Origin of the sequence: Streptomyces sp. SID5643 (genome assembly GCF_009872555.1) — a bacterium.
Taxonomy (GTDB): Bacteria; Actinomycetota; Actinomycetes; order Streptomycetales; family Streptomycetaceae; genus Streptomyces; species Streptomyces iakyrus.
The window spans coordinates 25,588-46,980 of sequence record NZ_WWIC01000101.1 but is presented as its reverse complement, the minus strand read 5'-3'; the positions used below and the strand labels follow the sequence as shown (position 1 = coordinate 46,980).

Annotated in this window: 20 protein-coding genes and 1 riboswitch; of the genes, 6 read left to right on the top strand and 14 right to left on the bottom strand. The window is 69.7% G+C overall.

Translation table 11 applies throughout. The features are described 5' to 3' along the window. Position 1: 1 nt before the first annotated feature. The 3 genes from GTY56_RS12815 to GTY56_RS12805 all read right to left on the bottom strand — a co-directional run bounded on the left by GTY56_RS12815 (position 2) and on the right by GTY56_RS12805 (position 3,182). Positions 2-844, bottom strand: a complete 843-nt coding sequence (locus tag GTY56_RS12815) for a carbohydrate ABC transporter permease (protein WP_161365325.1) — start codon at positions 842-844, stop codon at positions 2-4. Beyond that, positions 841-1,830 carry a carbohydrate ABC transporter permease gene (locus GTY56_RS12810; protein ID WP_161365323.1) on the bottom strand — a complete coding sequence of 330 codons (990 nt, stop codon included), beginning with the start codon at positions 1,828-1,830 and terminating at the stop codon, positions 841-843. The genes GTY56_RS12815 and GTY56_RS12810 overlap by 4 nt, the downstream gene beginning before the upstream one ends. 71 nt (positions 1,831-1,901) lie before the next feature. After that, a complete protein-coding gene (locus GTY56_RS12805) occupies positions 1,902-3,182 on the bottom strand; it encodes an extracellular solute-binding protein (protein WP_161365321.1) in 1,281 nt (426 codons plus the stop codon). Between the two features lie 312 nt (positions 3,183-3,494). On the opposite strand from GTY56_RS12805, the gene GTY56_RS12800 reads away from it, so the two are divergent. The 5 genes from GTY56_RS12800 to GTY56_RS12780 all read left to right on the top strand — a co-directional run bounded on the left by GTY56_RS12800 (position 3,495) and on the right by GTY56_RS12780 (position 10,062). Beyond that, positions 3,495-4,259 (top strand): GntR family transcriptional regulator, encoded by a 765-nt coding sequence (locus GTY56_RS12800; RefSeq protein ID WP_161365319.1) that lies wholly within the window; start codon positions 3,495-3,497, stop codon positions 4,257-4,259. Between the two features lie 143 nt (positions 4,260-4,402). Beyond that, entirely contained in the window at positions 4,403-4,669 is a 267-nt protein-coding gene (locus GTY56_RS12795; RefSeq protein WP_161365318.1) for a DUF3311 domain-containing protein, read from the top strand. Then, positions 4,666-6,294 carry a monocarboxylate uptake permease MctP gene (gene mctP / locus GTY56_RS12790; protein WP_161365316.1) on the top strand — a complete coding sequence of 543 codons (1,629 nt, stop codon included), beginning with the start codon at positions 4,666-4,668 and terminating at the stop codon, positions 6,292-6,294. The genes GTY56_RS12795 and mctP overlap by 4 nt, the downstream gene beginning before the upstream one ends. Before the next feature lie 137 nt (positions 6,295-6,431). Beyond that, positions 6,432-6,567: riboswitch (cobalamin riboswitch) on the top strand. 124 nt (positions 6,568-6,691) lie between these two features. Continuing rightward, positions 6,692-9,055: a ribonucleoside-diphosphate reductase subunit alpha gene (locus GTY56_RS12785; protein WP_161365314.1), complete on the top strand. Its 2,364-nt coding sequence runs from the start codon at positions 6,692-6,694 to the stop codon at positions 9,053-9,055. Next, entirely contained in the window at positions 9,055-10,062 is a 1,008-nt protein-coding gene (locus GTY56_RS12780) for a ribonucleotide-diphosphate reductase subunit beta (RefSeq protein ID WP_161365312.1), read from the top strand. Before GTY56_RS12785 ends, GTY56_RS12780 begins: the two co-directional genes overlap by 1 nt. On the opposite strand, the gene GTY56_RS39905 is transcribed toward GTY56_RS12780, so the two are convergent. Continuing rightward, positions 9,975-10,217, bottom strand: coding sequence for a hypothetical protein (locus tag GTY56_RS39905; protein WP_202510086.1), 243 nt, complete (start codon positions 10,215-10,217; stop codon positions 9,975-9,977). The two genes, GTY56_RS12780 and GTY56_RS39905, sit on opposite strands and share 88 nt — an antisense overlap. A gap of 93 nt (positions 10,218-10,310) precedes the next feature. Between GTY56_RS39905 and GTY56_RS12775 the strand changes: the two genes are divergently transcribed. Next, positions 10,311-11,273: a GlxA family transcriptional regulator gene (locus GTY56_RS12775; RefSeq protein ID WP_161365310.1), complete on the top strand. Its 963-nt coding sequence runs from the start codon at positions 10,311-10,313 to the stop codon at positions 11,271-11,273. A 12-nt stretch (positions 11,274-11,285) separates the two neighbouring features. Here GTY56_RS12775 and GTY56_RS12770 read toward each other — a convergent pair whose 3' ends face one another. From GTY56_RS12770 to GTY56_RS12725, 10 genes are all read right to left on the bottom strand, one after another. Beyond that, the gene (locus GTY56_RS12770) at positions 11,286-12,656 is read right to left on the bottom strand and encodes a bifunctional albaflavenone monooxygenase/terpene synthase (RefSeq protein ID WP_161365308.1); all 1,371 of its coding nucleotides are present in this window, start codon (positions 12,654-12,656) and stop codon (positions 11,286-11,288) included. Then, positions 12,653-13,738 carry an epi-isozizaene synthase gene (cyc1, locus tag GTY56_RS12765; protein ID WP_346345472.1) on the bottom strand — a complete coding sequence of 362 codons (1,086 nt, stop codon included), beginning with the start codon at positions 13,736-13,738 and terminating at the stop codon, positions 12,653-12,655. Before cyc1 ends, GTY56_RS12770 begins: the two co-directional genes overlap by 4 nt. 295 nt (positions 13,739-14,033) lie before the next feature. Continuing rightward, positions 14,034-14,684 carry a peptide deformylase gene (gene def / locus GTY56_RS12760; protein WP_161365304.1) on the bottom strand — a complete coding sequence of 217 codons (651 nt, stop codon included), beginning with the start codon at positions 14,682-14,684 and terminating at the stop codon, positions 14,034-14,036. Between the two features lie 135 nt (positions 14,685-14,819). Beyond that, entirely contained in the window at positions 14,820-15,800 is a 981-nt protein-coding gene (locus tag GTY56_RS12755; RefSeq protein WP_033314438.1) for a tetratricopeptide repeat protein, read from the bottom strand. A 117-nt stretch (positions 15,801-15,917) separates the two neighbouring features. After that, the gene (locus tag GTY56_RS12750; RefSeq protein WP_202510084.1) at positions 15,918-17,165 is read right to left on the bottom strand and encodes an HD domain-containing protein; all 1,248 of its coding nucleotides are present in this window, start codon (positions 17,163-17,165) and stop codon (positions 15,918-15,920) included. Beyond that, a complete protein-coding gene (locus tag GTY56_RS12745; protein WP_161365301.1) occupies positions 17,162-18,499 on the bottom strand; it encodes an HD-GYP domain-containing protein in 1,338 nt (445 codons plus the stop codon). Before GTY56_RS12745 ends, GTY56_RS12750 begins: the two co-directional genes overlap by 4 nt. A 153-nt stretch (positions 18,500-18,652) precedes the next feature. Beyond that, a complete protein-coding gene (gene rsrA / locus GTY56_RS12740; RefSeq protein ID WP_053672390.1) occupies positions 18,653-18,964 on the bottom strand; it encodes a mycothiol system anti-sigma-R factor in 312 nt (103 codons plus the stop codon). Then, complete coding sequence (gene sigR, locus GTY56_RS12735) at positions 18,961-19,647, bottom strand: RNA polymerase sigma factor SigR (RefSeq protein WP_161365341.1); 687 nt, start codon at positions 19,645-19,647, stop codon at positions 18,961-18,963. The genes rsrA and sigR overlap by 4 nt, the downstream gene beginning before the upstream one ends. A gap of 256 nt (positions 19,648-19,903) precedes the next feature. After that, a complete protein-coding gene (locus tag GTY56_RS12730; RefSeq protein ID WP_524540098.1) occupies positions 19,904-20,560 on the bottom strand; it encodes an alpha/beta hydrolase family protein in 657 nt (218 codons plus the stop codon). A gap of 1 nt (position 20,561) precedes the next feature. Then, entirely contained in the window at positions 20,562-21,377 is an 816-nt protein-coding gene (locus GTY56_RS12725; RefSeq protein WP_161365299.1) for an SOS response-associated peptidase, read from the bottom strand. Positions 21,378-21,393: the final 16 nt, after the last annotated feature.

Genomic DNA, 21,393 nt, shown 5'->3' with positions numbered 1-21,393 from the left:
GTCATCCCTTCACGGCGCCCGCGGTCAGGCCCGCGGCCATCTTGCGCTGGACGAGGAGGAAGAGGGCGACGATCGGCACGGCCATCATCGTGGCTCCGGCCATCATCGGGGCGTATTCGGTGCCGTGCTTGGTGGTGAAGTTGCCGAGCCAGACGGTCGCGGTCTGGTTCTTCTGACTGAGCAGCATCAGGGCGTAGAGGTACTCGTTCCAGGCCTGGATGAAGCCGTAGACCGAGGTGGCGACCATGCCGGGGGCCAGGAGCGGGAAGACGACCCGGAGGAAGGCACCGGTGCGTGAGCAGCCGTCGACCATGGCCGCCTCCTCCAGTTCCTTCGGGATGTTGACGATGAAGCCCCGCAGCGTCCACACGGTGAACGGGAGGATGAACGTCAGGTACGTGATGATGAGGCCGGTCAGCCGGTCGTACTGGCCCAGGTCGTTGAGCAGCAGGAACACCGGGATGATCATGGCGACCAGCGGGACCATCTGGACCGCGAGGATGCCCACGATCACGATCTTGCGGCCTCGGAAGGCGAACCGGGAGATGGCGAGCGCGGCCAGCAGCCCGACCACCATGCCGATGACGACCACCGCCAGCGACACCACCATGCTGCGGCCGACCGGGCCCCAGAAGTCGGCGATGTCCAGCGCCCGGGTGAAGTTGTCGAGGGTGATGCCGGTCGGCAGAAGGCTCGGGTCCGCGTCGATGGCGTCCTTGGCGGGCTTGAACGCGGTGTTGAGCATCCAGTAGAGGGGGAAGCCGGCGGTGACGAAGACGAGGAGGCCGAGGAGGTTCCAGCCCAGCCGCGACTTACGGCGGCCGGCTCCGGCGAGCGTGCTCATTCGACCTCTCCGATCTTCAGCATCTGCCGCATGTAGACGGCGACCACACCGAGCAGCAGCAGGACGGTGATCAGCGCGATGGCCGAACCCTGGGCGTAGTCGTTGACGACGAAGGCCCGGTCGTAGGAGTAGGTGTTGAGGACCTGGAACTCCGGCTCGGGGTGGCCGTTGCGCATGACGAACACCTGGGGGAAGACGCCCATGTCCCAGATGACCGACAGGGTCGTGAGCATCACGATGATCGGCTTGAGGACGGGCAGGGTGACATAGCGGAAGACGCCGCAGGAGCCGGCGCCGTCCAGGCGGGCGGCCTCCTCCAGCTCCTTGGGGACCTGGGTGAGACCGGCGCTGAGCGTGATGACCACGAACGGCACGGCTCCCCAGATCACCAGCAGCATGATCACGGCCAGACCCTCGGGTCCGCTGGCGAACCAGTTGTGGCCGACCATGTCGACACCGGGCAGCTTGCTCAGCAGCGCGTTGAAGACGCCGTAGTCGGAGTCGAAGAGCCACTTGAAGACCGTGGTCGCCACGATCACCGGCATGCCCCAACTGGCCACCAGCACAATGTTGATGAGCACCTTCAGCCAGCCGGAGACCCGCTGGAGCAGCAGGGCGAGGGCCATCCCGATCACCATCGTGAAGACGACGGCACCGGCCGCGAAGACGATCGTGCGCAGGACGACGGCCCAGAACTCGCCGTCGCCCAGCACCTTGGCGAAGTTGTCGAAGCCGACCGACTCGGCCGGCTGGAAGCCCCACAGCTGGGACTGTCCGAACTTCTGGAAGGACAGGGTGACCAGGCGGGCCAGCGGATAGCCCATGACCAGGGCGAGGATCAGCAGGCAGGGCGCGAGCAGCAGCCAGGGGACCGCGGCCCCGCCCGACGTGCGCTGCCCGCGGGGCCGCCGGCTGTCGGGGGGTGGCGGGGGTGCCTGCCGCGGTGGCGGCACCTTGGCAGGGGTGTGGGTGTCTGCGGCACTCATCGCGCGCTCCTCGGCGGTCCCTCAGGTCTTGACGACGGCGGGGCCCCACCGGGTGGGGCCCCGCCCGAAGGTCACTTGGTGTTGATGACCTTGTCGATCGCGGCGTCCGCCTCCTTGGCGGCGGCCTCGACGGACTTCTTGCCGGTGCCGATGCTCTGCAGCATGGTCTGCAGGATCTGGGCCTTCTCGACCTGGCCCCAGCCGGGGGCCATCGGGACGAACCAGTTGGACTCGGCCGCGGTGGCGGGGACGGCCGTCTTCGGGTCGTTCTTGAGCGTGGCGAGGTCCGTCTTGTTGTTGGGCAGGTTGCCCTTGGCCATCAGGCCCTTCTGCCCGGAGGAGCCGGCGAACGCGTTGATCCACTCGGCGGCCAGGGCCTGCGCGTCGGACTTCACCGGCACGGCGAGGTCGGAGCCGCCCAGGAAGACGGGCATGTTCTTGCCGGACGGGCCGGGCATCACGAAGTTCTCGAGGTTGCCCTTGAGCTTGCCGGTCTTGTCGTTCTTCGGGTCCTCGGCGGTGGCGCCCTCCCAGGCGGCGGCGAAGATCATGGAGGACTTGCCCTGGCCGTAGACGATGTAGCGGTCGGACTCGTCCTTGGTCTTGTCGCCGTGCATGTACGAGTCGACGACGTTCTTGAACTCCTTCAGGCCCTTGAGGGACTCGGGCGAGGAGAGGGAGGCCTTCCACTGACCGCCCGACTCGGTGGCGATGGCGCCGCCGGCGTCGTAGACGAAGGACATGGCCGCGTACCAGTCGCGGGTGGGCTGGTACCAGGCGCTGAACTTGTCGCCCTGCTTCTTCTGGATCTTGTCCAGGGCGGCGGTCAGCTCCTTGTACGTCTTCGGAGCCGACTTCACCCCGACCGACGCCGCGACGTCCTTGCGCCAGTTGGCGACGCGGCCGCCGGCGTAGTACGGGACGCCGTAGGTCTTGCCCTCGTAGGTGACCGACGCCTTCAGGCCGTCCAGCCAGGCGTCGGAGTTGTCGAATTTCGCCTGGTCGAGGGGGGCGAAGGCGCCCTTGACCATGTAGCCGAGCATCTCGGTGTTGCCCATCTCGACCACGTCGGGGGCCTTGTCCGTGGCGAGGACGGCGTCGAGCTTGGCGTTCTTGTCGGGCCAGCCGTAGTACTCGTGGTTGATCTTGAGGCCGGGGTGCTTCTTCTGCACCGCGGCGTCGGCGGCCTTCACCAGCTGGGGCCAGTTGTTCTGGGCGTCGACGGTGAGCCAGACGGTCAGCTCCTTGGCGTCCGCGCCCTTGTCGGAACCCCCGTCACCCTCGCCCCCGCACGCCGCGATGGAGACCATCATGCCCGCGACACCGATCGCGGATATCAGCTTGCGCTTCACGCCACCCTCCTCAGGGATCCCACAACCCCCCTGGCTCCCCGCAGTGGGCGTGGGGCCGGGCCTGGACCAATGGTGTAGACCAGTACGCAGAGCTTGGACCGGACCACGAAGCCTGTCAAGGCTCCCGATACAGCCCTGACCAGCCGTTATGCGACCTACATATGCAGGAACCTTTAAGTAAGAAGCCAGCGAAAACCCCGGCCGGCACGGCATACTGCGGGTAGACCACAGGGAATGGTGGACTAGACCAAAAGAGGCGCCGACGGTATACAAGTGGGATCGTGTCGGCAGACCGAGCCGGGAAGGCGGAGCATGAGCACCGACGTCAGCAGTGCGGAGAACGAGAACGGGGTGCCCGTCCGTACCGCGCGCGTGCCCAAGTACTACCGCCTGAAGAAGCACCTGCTCGACATGACGGAGACGCAGGCACCGGGCACGCCCGTCCCGCCCGAGCGCACGCTGGCGGCCGAGTTCGACACCTCGCGCACGACCGTGCGCCAGGCGCTCCAGGAACTGGTCGTCGAAGGCCGGCTGGAGCGCATCCAGGGCAAGGGCACCTTCGTCGCCAAGCCGAAGGTCTCGCAGGCGCTGCAACTGACCTCCTACACCGAGGACATGCGCGCCCAGGGCCTCGAACCGACCTCTCAGCTGCTCGACATCGGCTACATCACGGCCGACGACCGCCTGGCCGGGCTGCTCGACATCACGCCCGGCGGGCGCGTGCTGCGCATCGAGCGGCTGCGCATGGCCAACGGCGAGCCGATGGCCATCGAGACCACCCACCTGAGCGCGAAGCGCTTCCCCGCGCTGCGGCGTTCGCTGGTGAAGTACACGTCCCTCTACACGGCGTTGGCCGAGGTCTACGACGTCCACCTCGCGGAGGCCGAGGAGACCATCGAGACGTCCCTGGCCACCCCGCGCGAGGCCGGCCTGCTCGGCACGGACGTCGGCCTGCCGATGCTGATGCTCTCCCGCCACTCCCTCGACCGGGAGGGCCAGCCGGTGGAGTGGGTGCGGTCGGTCTACCGGGGGGACCGCTACAAGTTCGTGGCCCGCCTGAAGCGGCCCGTCGACTAGCGGCGGCACCCAGCGCTTACGGCGCTGCTGAGGCCGGGTTTCGGTTGGGTACCGCATTGCGGACGAGGGGTTCCGCTGTCGCCGCACCCTGACCTAGATTGCCTGCGCACTACAGGTGATCACCAAGGGGACGGAGCCGCCTGATGTCGCAAGCACCGGAAGTCAGCAGAGGGCCGGTGGTGACGCCCGTGCGCGTCGTCATCGCCGTCTGCCTCATAGCGCCGTTCGTGGCCATGCTGTGGGTCGGCTCCTACGCGAAGACCGACCCGGTCTTCATCGGGATCCCGTTCTTCTACTGGTACCAGATGGCGTGGGTGCTCATCTCCACCGTCCTGACGATGATCGCCTACAAGCTCTGGCAGCGTGACCAGCGCGCCCGCTCGGCCGCGAAGGGCGGTGCGTCGCAGTGAAGGACGGCGTGAACGGCGTCGCGCTCGGCGTCTTCATCTTCTTCTTCCTGGCCGTCACGGTCATGGGCTTCCTGGCCGCGCGCTGGCGCAAGGCCGAGAACGAGCACAGCCTCGACGAATGGGGCCTGGGCGGCCGCTCGTTCGGCACCTGGATCACCTGGTTCCTGCTCGGCGGCGACCTGTACACGGCGTACACCTTCGTCGCCGTGCCGGCGGCGATCTACGCGGCGGGCGCGGCCGGCTTCTTCGCGGTGCCGTACACGATCCTGGTGTACCCGCTGATCTTCACCTTCCTCCCCCGCCTGTGGTCGGTGTCCCACAAGCACGGCTACGTCACGACCTCCGACTTCGTGCGCGGCCGCTTCGGCTCCAAGGGCCTGTCGCTGGCCGTGGCCCTCACCGGCATCCTCGCGACGATGCCGTACATCGCGCTCCAACTGGTCGGCATCCAGGCCGTGCTGGACGTGATGGGCGTCGGCGGCGGAGAGAACACCAACTGGTTCATCAAGGACCTGCCGCTGCTGATCGCGTTCGGCGTGCTGGCGGCGTACACGTACTCGTCGGGTCTGCGGGCCCCCGCGCTCATCGCGTTCGTGAAGGACACGCTGATCTACATCGTCATCGCGGTGGCGATCATCTACATCCCGATCAAGCTGGGCGGCTTCGACGACATCTTCGCCAAGGCCAGTGAGGCGTACAGCCAGACCAACCCGGCGACGGGCGCGCCGCGCGGTGCGCTGACACCGGCGGAGCCGGGCCAGTGGACGTACGCCACGCTGGCGTTGGGCTCCGCGCTGGCCCTCTTCATGTACCCGCACTCGATCACGGCGACGCTGTCCTCGAAGAGCCGTGAGGTGATCCGGCGCAACACCACGATCCTGCCGCTGTACTCGCTGATGCTGGGCCTGCTGGCGCTGCTCGGGTTCATGGCGATCGCGGCCGGCATCAAGGTGCAGAACGGGCAGCTGGCGATCCCTCAGCTGTTCGAGACGATGTTCCCGGACTGGTTCGCGGGCGTGGCGTTCGCGGCGATCGGCATCGGCGCGCTGGTGCCCGCGGCCATCATGTCCATCGCGGCCGCGAACCTCTTCACGCGCAACATCTACAAGGACTTCATCAAGCCGGACGCCACCCCCGCGCAGGAGACCAAGGTCTCCAAGCTGGTGTCGCTGCTGGTGAAGGTGGGTGCCCTGGCCTTCGTCCTCACCATGGACAAGACGGTCGCCATCAACTTCCAGCTGCTGGGCGGCATCTGGATCCTGCAGACCTTCCCGGCCCTGGTCGGCGGCCTGTTCACCCGCTGGTTCCACCGCTGGGCCCTGCTCGCGGGCTGGGCGGTCGGCATGGTCTACGGCACGGTCGCCGCGTACGGCGTGGCCTCCCCGACCCAGAAGCACTTCGGCGGCTCCGCGAAGGAGATCCCGGGTATCGGGGAGATCGGCTACATCGGCCTCACGGCGTTCGTCCTGAACGTGGTGGTGACGGTGGTCCTGACCTTCGTCCTGAGGGCCCTGAAGGCCCCCGACGGCATCGACGAGACCAAGCCGGAGGACTACACGGCGGACGCGGGCGACCCCGGAGTCCAGGTGGAACTCCCGCCTGCGACCGCCGGATCCGCACACTGATCCCAGGGCCCCCGGGCCCTCCACGAACACCCCGCAGCGGGCCGCCGTGACCAAGCGTCACGGCGGCCCGCTGTCACGTAAAGCTGACGCTCTGACACCACCGCGACACAACATCTGGGGGTGCCACCGGAACCCGACACAAGATGTATGCTCATGCTCGCTGCCGCCGCAGGGGAATCCGGTGCGAATCCGGAACTGTCCCGCAACGGTGTACTTGTGCATGTTTCGTGCACAAGCGTCAGTCCGAGGACCTGCCGACAGCGCACCCGGCCACCCGGCCGTGGTGCCCCGACGTCCGGGCCTCGTGGAATGGGCCGGTGGACGCGACGCCGCCTGCGCTCGCGTACTGCCCCCTGCCCTCGACGAGGCCCCCGTGCCGAGCGAGGGAGAGCCCCACGTGACCATCGCGCCAGCCGAACCGGTCTCAGCCAGCGAAGAAGAGCACGACGCCCCCGGTGCCGCGCTGTTGCGGACCCTGACCGAGCTGACCGCCGACCTTCCCGACGCCGAGCCCGGCCGGGTCGCCGCCGCGGCGTTGCGCGGCCGGTCCGCACAGGCGGACGAGAGCGAGTTGCGGGAGCTGGCGACGGAGGCCGCGGCCGGTCTGATCTCCGAGGACCCCGCTTACTCCCGGCTGGCCGCCCGGCTGCTGACCATCGGCATCCGCGAGGAGGCCGCCTCGCAGGGCGTCACGTCCTTCACCGAGTCCGTGGCGGTGGGCCACCGCGAGGGCCTCATCGCCGACCGCACCGCCGAGTTCGTCCGGCTGCACGCGGCCCGGCTCGACGCGCTCGTCGACACCGGCGCCGACGACCGCTTCGGCTACTTCGGCCTGCGCACCCTGCACAGCCGCTATCTGCTGCGTCACCCGCTCACCCGCAAGGTCGTCGAGACGCCCCAGCACTTCATGCTGCGGGTCGCCGCCGGTCTCGCCGAGGACGACACCCGCCGCTCCGTCGACGAAGTCGCCGCGCTCTACGGACTCATGAGCCGCCTCGACTACCTCCCCTCCTCCCCCACCCTCTTCAACTCGGGCACCCGGCACCCGCAGATGTCGTCCTGCTACCTCCTCGACTCCCCGAAGGACGAGCTGGACTCCATCTACGACCGGTACCACCAGGTGGCCCGGCTGTCGAAGCACGCCGGCGGCATCGGGCTCGCGTACTCCCGCATTCGCGCCCGCGGTTCCCTGATCCGCGGCACCAACGGCCACTCCAACGGCATCGTCCCGTTCCTGAAGACCCTCGACGCCTCGGTCGCCGCCGTGAACCAGGGCGGCCGCCGCAAGGGCGCCGCCGCGGTCTACCTGGAGACCTGGCACTCCGACATCGAGGAGTTCCTGGAGCTGCGCGACAACACCGGCGAGGACGCCCGCCGCACGCACAATCTGAACCTGGCGCACTGGGTGCCGGACGAGTTCATGCGCCGCGTGAACACCGACGCGCAGTGGTCGCTGTTCTCCCCCGCGGACGTGCCCGAGCTGGTCGACCTGTGGGGCGAGGAGTTCGACGCCGCGTACCGGGCGGCCGAGGCGAAGGGCCTCGCGAAGAAGACCCTGCCCGCCCGTGAGCTGTACGGCCGCATGATGCGCACCCTCGCGCAGACCGGCAACGGATGGATGACCTTCAAGGACGCCGCCAACCGCACCGCCAACCAGACCGCCGAGCCCGGCCACGTCGTCCACTCCTCCAACCTCTGCACGGAGATCCTGGAGGTCACCAGCGACGGGGAGACCGCGGTCTGCAACCTCGGCTCGGTCAACCTGGGTTCCTTTGTCGACACATCGACCGGTGATCTCGACTGGGAACGGCTGGACGAGACCGTCCGCACGGCCGTGACGTTCCTCGACCGGGTCGTGGACATCAACTTCTACCCGACCGAGCAGGCCGGCCGCTCCAACGCCCGCTGGCGTCCCGTCGGCCTCGGGGCCATGGGCCTCCAGGACGTCTTCTTCAAGCTGCGGCTGCCCTTCGACTCGCCGGAGGCCAAGGCCCTCTCCACCCGTATCGCCGAGCGGATCATGCTCGCGGCGTACGAGGCCTCCGCCGACCTCGCCGAGCGCAACGGGCCGCTTCCCGCCTGGGAGAAGACCCGTACGGCCAGGGGCGTGCTGCACCCCGACCACTACGACGTGGAGCTGACCTGGCCGGAGCGCTGGGCGGCCCTGCGCGAGCGCGTCGCCACGACCGGCATGCGCAACTCCCTGCTGCTCGCCATCGCCCCCACCGCCACGATCGCCTCCATCGCGGGCGTGTACGAGTGCATCGAGCCGCAGGTGTCCAACCTGTTCAAGCGCGAGACGCTGTCGGGCGAGTTCCTCCAGGTCAACTCCTACCTGGTGGACGAGCTGAAGCGGCTGGGCGTGTGGGACGCCCGCACCCGGGAGGCCCTGCGCGAGGCCAGCGGCTCGGTGCAGGACTTCGCCTGGATCCCCGAGGACGTGCGCGCCCTGTACCGCACGGCGTGGGAGATCCCGCAGCGCGGCCTGATCGACATGGCGGCGGCCAGGACTCCGTTCCTGGACCAGTCGCAGTCCCTGAACCTGTTCCTGGAGACGCCCACCATCGGCAAGCTCTCCTCGATGTACGCCTACGCCTGGAAGTCCGGGCTGAAGACGACGTACTACCTGCGCTCGCGCCCGGCGACCCGCATCGCCCGCGCCGCGAAGGCCCAGGCCACCGTCCCCGCGCAGACCGCCCCCGACCCCGAAGCGGTCGCCTGTTCCCTGGAAAACCCCGAGTCCTGCGAGGCCTGCCAGTAATGAGCACCCAGAACCTTCTCGACCCCGGCTTCGAACTCACCCTGCGCCCCATGCGCTACCCGGACTTCTACGAGCGCTACCGGGACGCCATCAAGAACACCTGGACCGTGGAGGAGGTCGACCTCCACTCGGACGTCGCCGACCTGGCCAAGCTGTCACCGGCGGAGCAGCACCTCATCGGCCGGCTGGTCGCGTTCTTCGCGACGGGCGACTCGATCGTCGCGAACAACCTGGTGCTGACGCTGTACAAGCACATCAACTCCCCCGAGGCGCGGCTCTACCTGAGCCGCCAGCTCTTCGAGGAGGCCGTGCACGTCCAGTTCTACCTGACGCTGCTCGACACCTATCTGCCCGACCCGGAGGACCGCGCGGCGGCCTTCGCGGCCGTGGAGAACATCCCGTCCATTCGCGAGAAGGCCGGGTTCTGCTTCAAGTGGATCAACGAGGTCGAGAAGCTGGAGCGCCTGGAGTCCCAGGCGGACCGGCGTCGCTTCCTGCTCAACCTGATCTGCTTCGCGGCGTGCATCGAGGGCCTGTTCTTCTACGGCGCCTTCGCGTACGTCTACTGGTTCCGCAGCCGGGGCCTGCTGCACGGCCTGGCCACCGGCACCAACTGGGTGTTCCGCGACGAGACGATGCACATGTCGTTCGCCTTCGACGTGGTCGACACCGTCCGCAAGGAGGAGCCCGAGCTGTTCGACGACCGGCTCCGGCAGGAGGTGACGGACATGCTCCGGGAGGCCGTCGAGGCCGAGTTGCAGTTCGCGCGCGACCTGTGCGGGGACGGCCTGCCGGGCATGAACACCGAGTCGATGCGGCAGTACCTGGAGTGCGTCGCCGATCAGCGGCTCACCCGCCTCGGCTTCGCTCCGGTCTACGGCTCCGAGAACCCCTTCTCCTTCATGGAGCTCCAGGGGGTTCAGGAGCTGACCAACTTCTTCGAGCGGCGGCCCTCCGCGTACCAGGTGGCGGTGGAGGGCACCGTCGACCTGGACGAGGACTTCTGAGCCGGTACGCCTTCCCTGGCCTCCTGAGCCTCCCTGATCCGACGGTCGATGCGCCGCTCGCGCACCAGGCCGATCACGGACGGGAGGATCAGGAGGACCAGGATCCCCAGCGTGGCGGTCATTCCGATGAGTGCTTCGATCTGGTTCGTGTTCATGGACACCACTGTCGCGCCGATGGCTCCTTACCGTCAGTGGCAGGACTGCCGTAGACCCTCGAATTACTGCCAACGGCGGGGCACACTGGAGGCATGCTGCAGAACGTGGCCGTCGCCCTGCTCGACGGCGTGAACCCCTTCGAACTGGGTGTGGTGTGCGAGGTCTTCGGCACCGACCGGAGCGACGAGGGCCTGCCGGTCTACGACTTCGCCGTCGCCTCGGCCGAGGGCCCGGTGCTGCGCATGAACTCGGGCTTCTCGCTCCAGGCCGAGCACGGCCTGGAGCGGCTGGAGACGGCCGACCTGATCGCCGTACCGGCCGGCCACACCTACGCGTCCCGGGATTTTCCCCCGGAGCTGCTGGACTCCCTGCGCCGCGCGGTCGACCGCGGCGCCCGGGTGCTGAGCGTGTGCTCCGGCGTCTTCGTGCTGGCCGCGGCCGGGCTGCTGGACGGCCGCCGCTGCGCCACGCACTGGAAGCACGCCAAGGACCTCGCCCGGCAGTACCCGCGTGTGATCGTCGAGCCGGACGTGCTCTACGTCGACGAGGACCCGGTGATCACCTCCGCCGGCACGGCCGCCGGCATCGACGCCTGCCTGCACCTGGTGCGCAAGGAGCAGGGCTCCGAGGTCGCCAACAAGATCGCCCGGCGCATGGTGGTGCCGCCGCACCGCGACGGCGGCCAGGCCCAGTACATCGAGCGCCCGCTCCCCCACCCCGAGGGCGACACGATCGGCGACGTGCTGGCGTGGATGGAGCGCCATCTCGACGAGGAGGTCACCGTCGAGCAGCTCGCCGCCCACGCCCACATGTCCCCGCGCACCTTCGCCCGCCGCTTCCAGCAGGAGACCGGGACCACTCCCTACCGCTGGGTCCTGCGCCAGCGCGTACTGCTGGCCCAGCGGCTGCTGGAGGCGACGGACGAGACGATGGACGCGATCGCCGGCCGAACGGGATTCGGCAACGCGGCCACGCTGCGCCACCACTTCGTCCGGGCGATCGGAACCACGCCGAACTCCTACCGGCGGACGTTCAGAGGCCCCGAAGCGGCCTGAAGCCCCCCTCCGTCACCTCGGCACCGGCCGCACCCGCAGGTCGTGCGGCCGGAGCGTGATGCCGACGCGGGTGGCGTCCTTGGAGCCCGGGACCTGCTCGAACCGGTACCTGGTGGCCAGGGCCGCCGTGACCAGCGTCAGCTGGGCCATCGAGAAGTGATCGCTCGGGCACTTGCGGTTGCCCACGCTGAACGGACTCATGGCGTGCTTCGGGATGTCCTTGACCCGGTCCGGAAGCCAGCGGTCAGGGTCGAACTCCAGGTGTCGCTCGTACGACTTCGGATCGCGCTGGATCGCGTACGGGCTGTAGATGATGTCCGCCCCGGACGGAATACGGTATCCACCGAGTTCCGTGTCCCGTACCGCCCGGCGCGTCAGAATCCAGACGGCGGGACTCAAACGCATGGACTCGACGACGACATTGTTGGTGTGCCTGAGTCCTCGGACGTCTGCGAATGCCACCGGCCTCCCACCGGTGACCGCTTGCACTTCGTCGTGCACCCGGTCGGCGTGTTCGGGGTGCTCCGCGAGCATATGCAAGAGCCACATGATCGTGGAGGCGATGGTCTCGCTGCCGGGGGTGAGGATGGCGACGACCTGATCGTGGATCTCTTGTTCCCCGATCGGCTCTCCATTCTCGTCCGTCGCCTCCAGCAATGCCGTCAGCAAATCGTCCGGCTTTTGACCGGATGCCCGGCGCTCGGCGACGATCTCGTCGACGAGGAGATGCAAATCGGCCAATGCCCGGTTGAATTCACGGTTCGCCGGGAGCGGCAGGTTGTAGAGCGGTCCGAGCGGGACCACCATCCGCCGGTACATCCCCCGGAAGACGGTGGCGAGGGCGACGCACAGCCGTTCCGCCCGCTCGTCCATGTAGTCGCCGCGCAGCAGGCAGCGGGCCGCGATGCGCACGGCCACCCGGAAGGACTCCGAGGTGCAGTCGATCGTCTCGCCGGGCTTCCAGCGCTCGGCCAGCGCGTGGGCCTCCTCCTCCATGATCGGGCCGTAGGCGGGGATGGCGTCGAGCCGGAAGGCGGGCTGGATGGTGCGCCGCTGGCGCCGGTGGCGCGGGCCGTTCGCGGTGGCCACGCCCTCCTTGCCGAGCAGGCCCTCCAGGGACTCCCACAGCGGCCCGGCGATGATGAAGTCGTTGCTCAGCGCCAGGGCGCCGGTCAGGGCCGGGGTGGTGACCGCGTACACCGTCTTCGGCCCGAGCTTCAGCCGCACGACGTCGCCGTGGTCGCGCAGCCGTGCCATGAACGCCAGGGGGTCGCGCGCGAGCTTCCAGCCGTGCCCGAGGACGGGGACCCCGCCCCCCGCCCGGGGCGGCTCCCTCAGCTCCACGGCCGGCGGGGTTTCGGGCTTCACGGACTCGACGGTCATTTCTCACCTGCCGCTTCGTTGTTGACGTACGGGGGCGTGGACCGGTCGTCCCAGCTGTCGACCATGTAACGGCCGGACTCGTGGTGGAACCAGTACACGGAACTGAACCAGTTCCGCATATTGCTCAGGCAGGCCCGCACGGCGGTGCTGAGTTCCTTTCCGCGCACGGAGCCGTCGGCGAGATCCTCGGCGAACCGCAAGGCATCCCGCTCGACCTGGAGGAAATCGGTGATGCATTCCTCGACACGACGCCGGACTTCCGCGACCGCCTGTTCCAGAGTCAGCCCCTCATGGGTGATGAGACTGATTCCGAGATTGTGCACCTCGTCGCCCGCCAGTTCTTTCGGGAGCGAGCACAGATCGTTGTACCAGGCGGCGAATTCCTGACTCAGCAGCGCCGCCCGCCGAAATGCCGGATGTTTCCGCACGGTGTCGGGGAGTTCGCATCCGGCGGTCGGCTCCAGCAGGTCCGTCCATATCCAGTGCGCGAAGGTGAGCCGACGCAGCCGGAGGTACTCCTCGACCGTCGGGACGATTCCCTCGGTGCGATTGTGGAACTCCTGGTCGTACGCGTCGATCACCGCGTGGAAGTGCCGGGCGAACCGGAGGTTCCACGTCTGGGGCAGGAACGCGTACAGCCGCAGCACGCTGTCCGCGAACCCGGCGACCAGTGGGTCCTCGTGGTGCAGGTGCTCCCCGGGTGAGTCGAGGGCCGAGTGCAGCCGGTCCCGCAGCAGTCGCCAGGCGACCGGACGGCCGTGCACGATGTCGCGGTCGTGCCGGTCGTCCCAGACGAAGAACCACGCGCTGTAGTCGGCTATCGCTTGCAGGACCTCGTCGGACGCGCCGAGGTAGTACCCGGCCATGAGGTCGGTGTAGCAAAGTCCGTCGGCATATTCCTCCACCTTGTCCGCCGACATGAGCTGCTTTTCGAGCAGCCAGGCCCGGGTCTTCTCCTGGCACTTCGGCCAATACGGGTGGAGTCGCCGGGGAAACGCCGCCTCGATCACCGGGAGAGAGAGCGACGGTGGAACTGCGATCGTGACCGGTGCCGTTGTGGTGCCGTGTGACAAAGCATGCACGAACTAACCCCTCTCAGCCGCCAGCTGGCGCGGGCGCCCCTCCCTTCGTGCCGGGCGTGCGCCGTTGCATACCCCGCTCATCCCATTCAGCACTACAACTGACCGTTCTGGGAACGCATTTGCTTCATTCACCACCCCACAGTGCCGGGAATCTCCCGTTGTGTGACTTCCGATGGATCGCCAGGCGAGCAGAAGCGATCGAACGTGCGACGGACAGGCGAACGGCACAGAGGAACGGCGCCTGTTCAGGGTGGTGAACCCGAACAGACGCCGTGCACCCGGTGCGGCTGAGGTCTCAGTCGTTGGCCACCACGGGGTAGCGGGGCTCGTTCTCGGCCATCTGCCGCAGCGCGTCCTTGCGCTCACGCTTGGAGAGCCGGTCGATGTAGAGGTACCCGTAGAGGTGGTCGGTCTCGTGCTGCAAACACCGTGCGAAGTACCCGGTGCCGCGTACCCGGATCGGGTTGCCCTTCTCGTCCTGCCCGGTCACCTCGGCGTAGTCCGGCCGGGCGAGCGGCGCGTACGCGGTGGGCACCGACAGGCAGCCCTCGTTGCTGTCGTCCAGGCGGCGCTGCTCGGCGGGCAGTTCCACGAGCCTGGGGTTGCAGACGACGCCGGTGTGCCGGACGCCCTCGTCGTCCGGGCAGTCGTAGACGAAGACCTTCGCGTCGACGCCGATCTGGTTGGCGGCCAGGCCCACGCCCTCGGCGGTGCGCTGGCTGGCGAACATGTCGGCGACGAGCTGCTGGAACTCGTCGCCGAAGTCGGTGACGTCCTTGCACTCCTTGTGCAGCACCGGGTTCCCGACCACCGTGATCGGCCGCGAAGTCCCCCGATCCCGCCAGGCCGCCTCGCGCTCCTCGCAGTCCTCCGTGTCGATCACGTACCCCTCGTCATCGACGGGGAGCACGCCCGCGTGCTGCTGATCGGTGTCCTGCTGACCCATGACGTTACGTACGCCTTCCTGAAACTGACCGGGCTGAGATGCGATACAGATTACGCCGGTGTCGGACGCCCCATTTTTCTTGGCCTCGCGGGGAACAGCGCGATCAGCCGCCAGGCGCCGCACCCGGGGGACGACCTAGCAGACCTCTTCCAGATCCCGCCAGTCCCGGGAATCCGGACTGTCGGCAACCCACCCGTCCAGCAACCCCCGAACCAGCGAAGCCGGCGCAGCCAGCCCGCACTCCCGCTCCGGCACCCACAGCTGCCCGTCCGTCCGGTGCCCCAGCGGCCCGGGGTGCCCCGGCTCACTGTGATCGTGCGGATCGAGATGCTCCCCGTCGCCCTCGTCCGACGGCATCCGCGACTCCGAGCACATCCGGCACAGCAACCGCACCGACGAGGACCAGTCCTCCGCGGCGAACCCGGCGTCGGCCGCCAGTTGCTCCAGCGCGTCCCGGTCCGCCTCCGTCGCCGCCTCCAGCAGCACCACCCAGGTCGGCACGGGCGACGGCGCCCACAGCTCGATCTCGTCGAACACCGGGTACGTGTGCCCGGCGGCCGTCGTCCGCTCCCCGTGCGGCACTCCGTCGTGCAGCACGACCTCGCCCCAGCGCCGCCCCGACGACGGCAGCGGGATGGACAGCACCTCGATCCGCGCGGGATCCAGCCGCCGTCCCCACACGACCTCGGCCTCCCCCTCCGGGGACAGCCGTACGGCCGCGCTGCCGAGGTCCATGCCGAGGGGCTCACCGGAGTCGTTGGCCGCCCCCGGCACCCGCAGCCCGTAGGCCTGCCAGGCACGCCGGGCCAGCGGCCAGTCCTGGAGCGCGGTCGCGGCGATGCCGACGTTCCACCAGTCGGGCGCGCCGGTGTCCCGGTCGAGCAGTGCCACGGCCCTGAGTCCGGCCGCCCTCGCCTGCTCCCAGTCGTGCCGGAACTTGTGCAGCAGCGCGAGGTTGAACCAGGACTCGGAAAGCCAGGGCTCCAGATCGGCGGCACGTGTCAGCAGGGCGCCCGCGTCCTCGTAACGGCCGTCGCCGATGAGGGTGAACGCCCGGTCTGTGGCCTGCCGCCAGGAGGCGGAGGGCCGGTGCCGTCCCTTGCCGAAGATCCTCACGATTCCCGCCTGCCAGTTCCGTGCGGTGGGCTGGCCGTAGCTGTGTTTCGAGCCCCCGGACACCTTCTCCTTCGCATCCAACCACGTGCGGCCTCAAGGGCGCTCATTACCCATGGGTTACCCAGCCACGGGCAGGGTCAGACTGCTCCTTGCCAGTACGCGGGCCAGTGATTCCACCACCTCCGGGGCGTACGTCCCGGCGGTGGCGAGCCGGAGTTCCTCCAGCGCCGTCAGAGGCCCGCCGGGCCCTCCTTCCCGGGACTTCTCCTCGTACGCGTTCACGGCCCGGACGATTCGCGCGGCGAGCGGCTGCTCGGCGTAGGGGTCGGCCTGCCGCTCCACGACGACGGCCACCGCCTCGTCGACGCCCGTCTGCCGGACGACGGCTCCGCCGAGCAGGGCGATCCGCCGCTGCTCCGCTGCGGGCAGCGCGGCCGTGGCGCCCGCCGGCACCGGGTCGACGAGGCTCAGCTGGCCGATGTCGTGCATGAGCGCGGCGTACTCCAGCACGGCCAGCTCGGGCTCGGTCAGCCCCAGGTCACGCCCGACCGCCTGGCTGACCGCGGCGACCCGCCGGGCGTGCCCGCAGGGGGTGTAGCCGGCGACCTCCGTGGCCCGGGCGAGGGAGGCGATGGTCTGCCGGTACGTCGCCCGGACAGCGGCATAACGGCGGAACGACATCTGGGCGAGCAGCAGCGGCACGGAGAAGACCGGCAGCGCCCACAGGCCCACGACGGCCACCGCCAGCGCCATCACCGCGCCCGTCGCGATCACGGCGGACCCGATGCCGAACACGGCGCGCAGCTCGTCCCGCAGCACCGGCCCGAAGGGCCAGCCGGTGCGGGAGTGGGCCAGCGCGGCGGCGAGTACCGCATCGCACAGCGCGGTGAGCGACAGCAGCGCGAGCAGCAGCAGCGCGTAGGCGGGACCGCCCCAGTCGTCGAACATGCCCCGGTTGTACGGGGGCTGGAAGCACACGGCGACGAACCCGACGGTGAGCACGCGGCGCGCCAGGTGGTCGAGGGTGGGCCCCTGCCCGCGGGCGACGTGCGGGACGCTGCCGAGCAGCGAGGCGGCCAGCACCACGGCGACGACCTGGGCGGGACCGTGGTGGGTGGCCCGTCCGCCGGCCTCGCCGAGCAGGGCGTAGGAGAGGGCCGCGGCGGCCCCGAGCGGGGCGGGCTCCCGGATCTGCGCGCCGTTGCTCCGGGTGAGCTCGCCGACGGCGACGAGAACGCCGAAGGCGAGGGCGACCCGGCGTTCCTCCAGGCCCGCGTAGAGGGTGACGGCGAGGGAACCGGCGGCGAGCAGGGCGGCGCAGGCGTGGACGAGGGTGAGGAGCGGTGGCGGCCGGTGGGCGCTCATCGGTGTGCTCCGTGGCGGCTGGACAGGCGTGTGCCGGGCGGGGGCACCCGGGCCGGGTGGGTCTCCTCGTCGTCGGCGGTCACCGCGGGGTGCCACCCCGTCCGACCGACGGCCTCGACGAGCGCCGCGACCATCACCGGGTCGAAGTGGCTGCCCGCGCACCGCTCCAGCTCCGCCAGGGCCACGGCGACGGGCCGGGCCCGGCTGTAGCTGCGGGTGGAGGTCATGGCGTCGAAGGCGTCCGCGACCGCCACGACCCGTGCGGACTCCGGGATCTGACGGCCCACCAGCCCGTACGGGTAGCCGCTGCCGTCCAGCCTCTCGTGGTGGTGCAGCACGGCGGCCCGGGCCTCGCCGAGGAAGCCGATGCCGCGCACCATCTCGTGCCCGTACTCGGGGTGCAGCTCGATGACCCGCCGCTCCTCGGGCGTCAGCGGCCCGTCCTTCCTGAGCAGCCGGGTGGGCACGCCCAGCTTGCCCACATCGTGCAGGATGCCGGCGAAGCGGAGCACCTCCACGCGCTCGTCGGCCATGCCCAGCTCACGGGCGATCATCATGGAGGCCTGCCCGACGCGCTCGCTGTGCCCGCGGGTGTACCCGTCCTTGATGTCGACGGCCTGGACGAGCGCCCGGATGGTCGCCTGATGGGCGGCGCGTTCCCGGTGGTACTGGGCGAACGCCCACCACGAGACGCACATGGGCAGCAGCACGAGCAGGGCGGCGACCGGGCCGTAGGGGCTGCGCCACAGGACGGCCATCATCAGGCCGGCGAGGCCGTGCACGGCGATCGGCGCGAGCGAGCGCGCCACCAGACCCCGCCAGGCCCGCCGCACCGGCACCCGCTCCGCCATAGCCAGGATGCCGCCGTCGAGGAGGGCGAGGACCAGGCAGAACGCGAGCACGGCCGCCCCCGCCGGACCGAGCGCATAGGGGACGTCGCCCGCGGCGACCGCGTCCCGCCCGCCGAGCAGCCGGTGCACCGTGGCGGCGGCCCACACGCCGAGGACGAGCTGGGCGGCCCGCCAGCTGCGCCGCAGCGCCACGGGCCGCCGGCCGACCTGCGAGAGCAGCGCGCCGGGCACGACCACCAGCGCCGCGGCGGGCGCCGGCAGCAGGAAGGCACCGGCGAGCAGCACGGGGTAGAAGGTCCCGGCCGGGTGGGAGATCCCGACGAACCGGGACCGGGCGACGCGCTCGCAGCCGGCGTACAGCGCGGCGAGCAGCGCGACAGCCCGCCAGGGCGTCACGACGCCCGGCGGCGGCAGCAGGCAGAGCAGCGCGGCGATGGCGACACAGGCGATGTAGACACGTGCCCGTGCCGGTACCGCTTCCATGAGCCCCTCCCCGGCCACGTCCGTCAGGCCCGGAGCCTAGGACGGCGGCAGGGGGGTCCGCGGGTCGGTAACCCGCGGATTAGCACGTTCGAGTGACGCGTTCGAGGGCGACTACCCCTTCAGAGGGTGGGGTAGTTGAAAAGCGCAGGAGTGTCAGGACTCCCGGGGCGTGGCGGGCGAGGCCGTGACGTCCTGATCGGGGACGGCCTGGCCGGAGCGGATCAGCTCGATCCGCCCCATGACCTTGTCCCGCAGGTCGCCCGGCACGTCGTCGTGCCCGCAGCAGCGCTTGACGAGCTTCTTCACGGCCTGCTCGAGCCCGTACTTCTCGAGGCAGGGCGAGCACTCCTCGAAGTGGTGCTCGAACTTCACGCAGTCCGAGTCCGGCATCTCACGGTCGAGGAACTCGTAGAGATGATCGAGGATTTCGCTGCAATCCGTCTCGTGCGGCTCTCCGCAGCTCATGACCCCGAGCCTTTCGCTTCGTTCGACTCTCCGGCACCGGCCGGGACCATCCCGCGGTCACGGGCGTAGTCCTCCAGCATGCCGCGCAGCTGACGGCGTCCCCGGTGCAGCCGGGACATCACCGTACCGATGGGTGTCCCCATGATGTCGGCGATCTCCTTGTAGGCAAACCCTTCGACGTCCGCGAGGTAGACCGCGATGCGGAACTCCTCGGGGATCGCCTGGAGCGCCTCCTTCACGTCCGAGTCGGGCAGGTGGTCGAGCGCCTGCGACTCCGCGGAGCGCAAGCCCGTCGACATGTGCGACTCGGCGCGGGCGAGCTGCCAGTCCTCGATCTCCTCGGCCGCGGAGCGCTGAGGTTCGCGCTGCTTCTTGCGGTACGAGTTGATGAAGGTGTTGGTGAGGATCCGGTACAGCCACGCCTTGAGGTTGGTGCCCTCGCGGAACTGGTGGAAGGACGCGTACGCCTTGGCGTACGTCTCCTGCACCAGGTCCTCGGCGTCGGCCGGGTTGCGCGTCATGCGCAGTGCGGCCGAGTACATCTGGTCGAGGAACTCCAGCGCGTCCCGCTCGAAGCGCGCGCTGCGCTCCGCGGCCGTCTCCGCGCCCGTGCCGCCCTGGCCCTCGGGCTGCTCCGCCTGGCCGTTGTCGGTCCCTGCGTCGGTCCCAGTGACCGGACCCACCTCCTCGAATGCTCTCGTGAGACCGAGGCCGGTCTCACCCGAATCGGAGGATAGACGACGATCCGGTCCGCCCGCCGCCCGAATAGGGGCGGTCTTGCCCGCGTGCAGCACCGTCCAGTCCAGGTCGGCGCGGCTGCTGCGGGTCGGGCAGATGGTCGAACCCATGCGGCGGACTCCCTCTCCTACGACGTCGGTGCTGGTCTCCAGCACGTACGTCCCGCACAACAGTGCTCGCCGCCCCGGCATTCCCGGAGCTTTACCCGAGTGACCCGGTCCACTCCACGACCGCGTCCGTGATGAGGGACACGGCCGCGTCCTGCGAGATCTCCGCACGTTTCGGCACGGCGAAGCCGTGATCCCCGTACGGGACCTCCACGAGCTCGAACGGCCCGTCGGGGAATTCCACCGGCTTCCCGAACGGATCGTTGCCGCCCTGGACGACCAGGGTGGGCACCCCGGCGCCCAGCAGCTCCTCGGCGCGGGACTTCTCCGGCTTGCCCGGCGGGTGCAGCGGGAAGCCGAGCGCGAGCACCGCGTGGGCGCCCAGCTCGGCGGCGGTACGGCAGGCGACCCGGGCCCCGGCGCTGCGCCCGCCGGAGATCACCGGCAGACCCGGCTTCGCCAGGGCGGGCCAGATGCCGCGCCAGCCTGCGTCCAGGGTCTTCGGCGCGGGCGCCAGCTTCTTCCCGGCCACCCGCCAGGGCTGTTCCACCCGGGCGACGGCCACGCCGTGGGCGGGCAGGACCTCGGCCAGCGCCACCAGGTCACGGGCCTCGATGCCACCGCCCGCGCCGTGGCCGACGGCGAGCACCAGCCGGGCCTTCTTCGCGCCGTGCCAGGTGATGCGGGCGGTCCCGGCGTCGGTCTCGACGGTCTCGGTGGCGGTGCCGGCGGTCTTCGTCACATGCGTCACGTCAGAAGAGTGTGCCCTCTTCGGGCCCTTCCAGCTCTTTGAGCAGCTCCGGCCCGTTGTTGCGGACGTTGCTGACGGCCGTGGCGACCGGGTAGGCCCGCATCAGCCCGGCGGGCGGCGGGGCGAGCAGCTCGCGCAGGCCGTCGGGGTCCGTGCGGGAGGGGTCCAGCCAGGCGTCCCAGCGGTCCGGCGTCAGCATCAGCGGCATCCGGGGGTGGATCTCGGCGAGCGCCCGCGGTCCGTCGGCCGGGGAGACCGCGAGCGGGCCCGTCTCCGCCTCCGTGGTGATGACCGAGCACGTCACCCACCAGGCCTGCGGGTGGTCGTCGGGCAGCGTCTTGTCCCGCCAGAACTCGTACAGCCCGGCCATGGCGAAGACCGACCCGTCGGCCGGGGTCACGAAGTACGGCTGCTTGCGGGGCCGCTTCTTCTTGCCCTCGACCTCCAGCTCGCGCTCCTGGGTGCCGGTGACCCACTCGTAGTAGCCGTCGGCGGGCAGGATGCAGCGCCGGGAGGTGAAGGCACGACGGTAGGACGGCTTCTCGTGGACGGTCTCCGCGCGGGCGTTGATCATCCGGGCGCCGCCCTCGGGGGTCTTCGACCAGGACGGGACGAGCCCCCACTTCAGGGTGCGCAGCTGCCGAACCGGCCGCGGGTCGTCGGCGTCTTTCAGGGGGCGGTCCAGGACGGCGTAGACCTCTTTGGTGGGCGCCACGTTGTAGTCCGGCGCGAGGGTCTCCTCGGGCTCCCACTTCTCGATCTCAAAGATTCCTGCGAGATCCTCTGGCCTACGACTCGCTGAATACCGTCCGCACATACGTGCCACACTGCCA

Coding starts and splice junctions, on each gene's coding strand:
- GTY56_RS12745 (WP_161365301.1), bottom strand. CDS start 18,499: ATGGAAGCGGTACCGGCACGGGCACGTGTCTACATCGCCTGTGTCGCC.
- GTY56_RS12815 (WP_161365325.1), bottom strand. CDS start 844: ATGAGCACGCTCGCCGGAGCCGGCCGCCGTAAGTCGCGGCTGGGCTGG.
- GTY56_RS12810 (WP_161365323.1), bottom strand. CDS start 1,830: ATGAGTGCCGCAGACACCCACACCCCTGCCAAGGTGCCGCCACCGCGG.
- GTY56_RS12725 (WP_161365299.1), bottom strand. CDS start 21,377: ATGTGCGGACGGTATTCAGCGAGTCGTAGGCCAGAGGATCTCGCAGGA.
- GTY56_RS12800 (WP_161365319.1), top strand. CDS start 3,495: ATGAGCACCGACGTCAGCAGTGCGGAGAACGAGAACGGGGTGCCCGTC.
- GTY56_RS12795 (WP_161365318.1), top strand. CDS start 4,403: ATGTCGCAAGCACCGGAAGTCAGCAGAGGGCCGGTGGTGACGCCCGTG.
- GTY56_RS39905 (WP_202510086.1), bottom strand. CDS start 10,217: ATGAACACGAACCAGATCGAAGCACTCATCGGAATGACCGCCACGCTG.
- GTY56_RS12780 (WP_161365312.1), top strand. CDS start 9,055: ATGAGCACCCAGAACCTTCTCGACCCCGGCTTCGAACTCACCCTGCGC.
- def (WP_161365304.1), bottom strand. CDS start 14,684: ATGGGTCAGCAGGACACCGATCAGCAGCACGCGGGCGTGCTCCCCGTC.
- GTY56_RS12750 (WP_202510084.1), bottom strand. CDS start 17,165: ATGAGCGCCCACCGGCCGCCACCGCTCCTCACCCTCGTCCACGCCTGC.
- GTY56_RS12770 (WP_161365308.1), bottom strand. CDS start 12,656: ATGACCGTCGAGTCCGTGAAGCCCGAAACCCCGCCGGCCGTGGAGCTG.
- GTY56_RS12775 (WP_161365310.1), top strand. CDS start 10,311: ATGCTGCAGAACGTGGCCGTCGCCCTGCTCGACGGCGTGAACCCCTTC.
- rsrA (WP_053672390.1), bottom strand. CDS start 18,964: ATGAGCTGCGGAGAGCCGCACGAGACGGATTGCAGCGAAATCCTCGAT.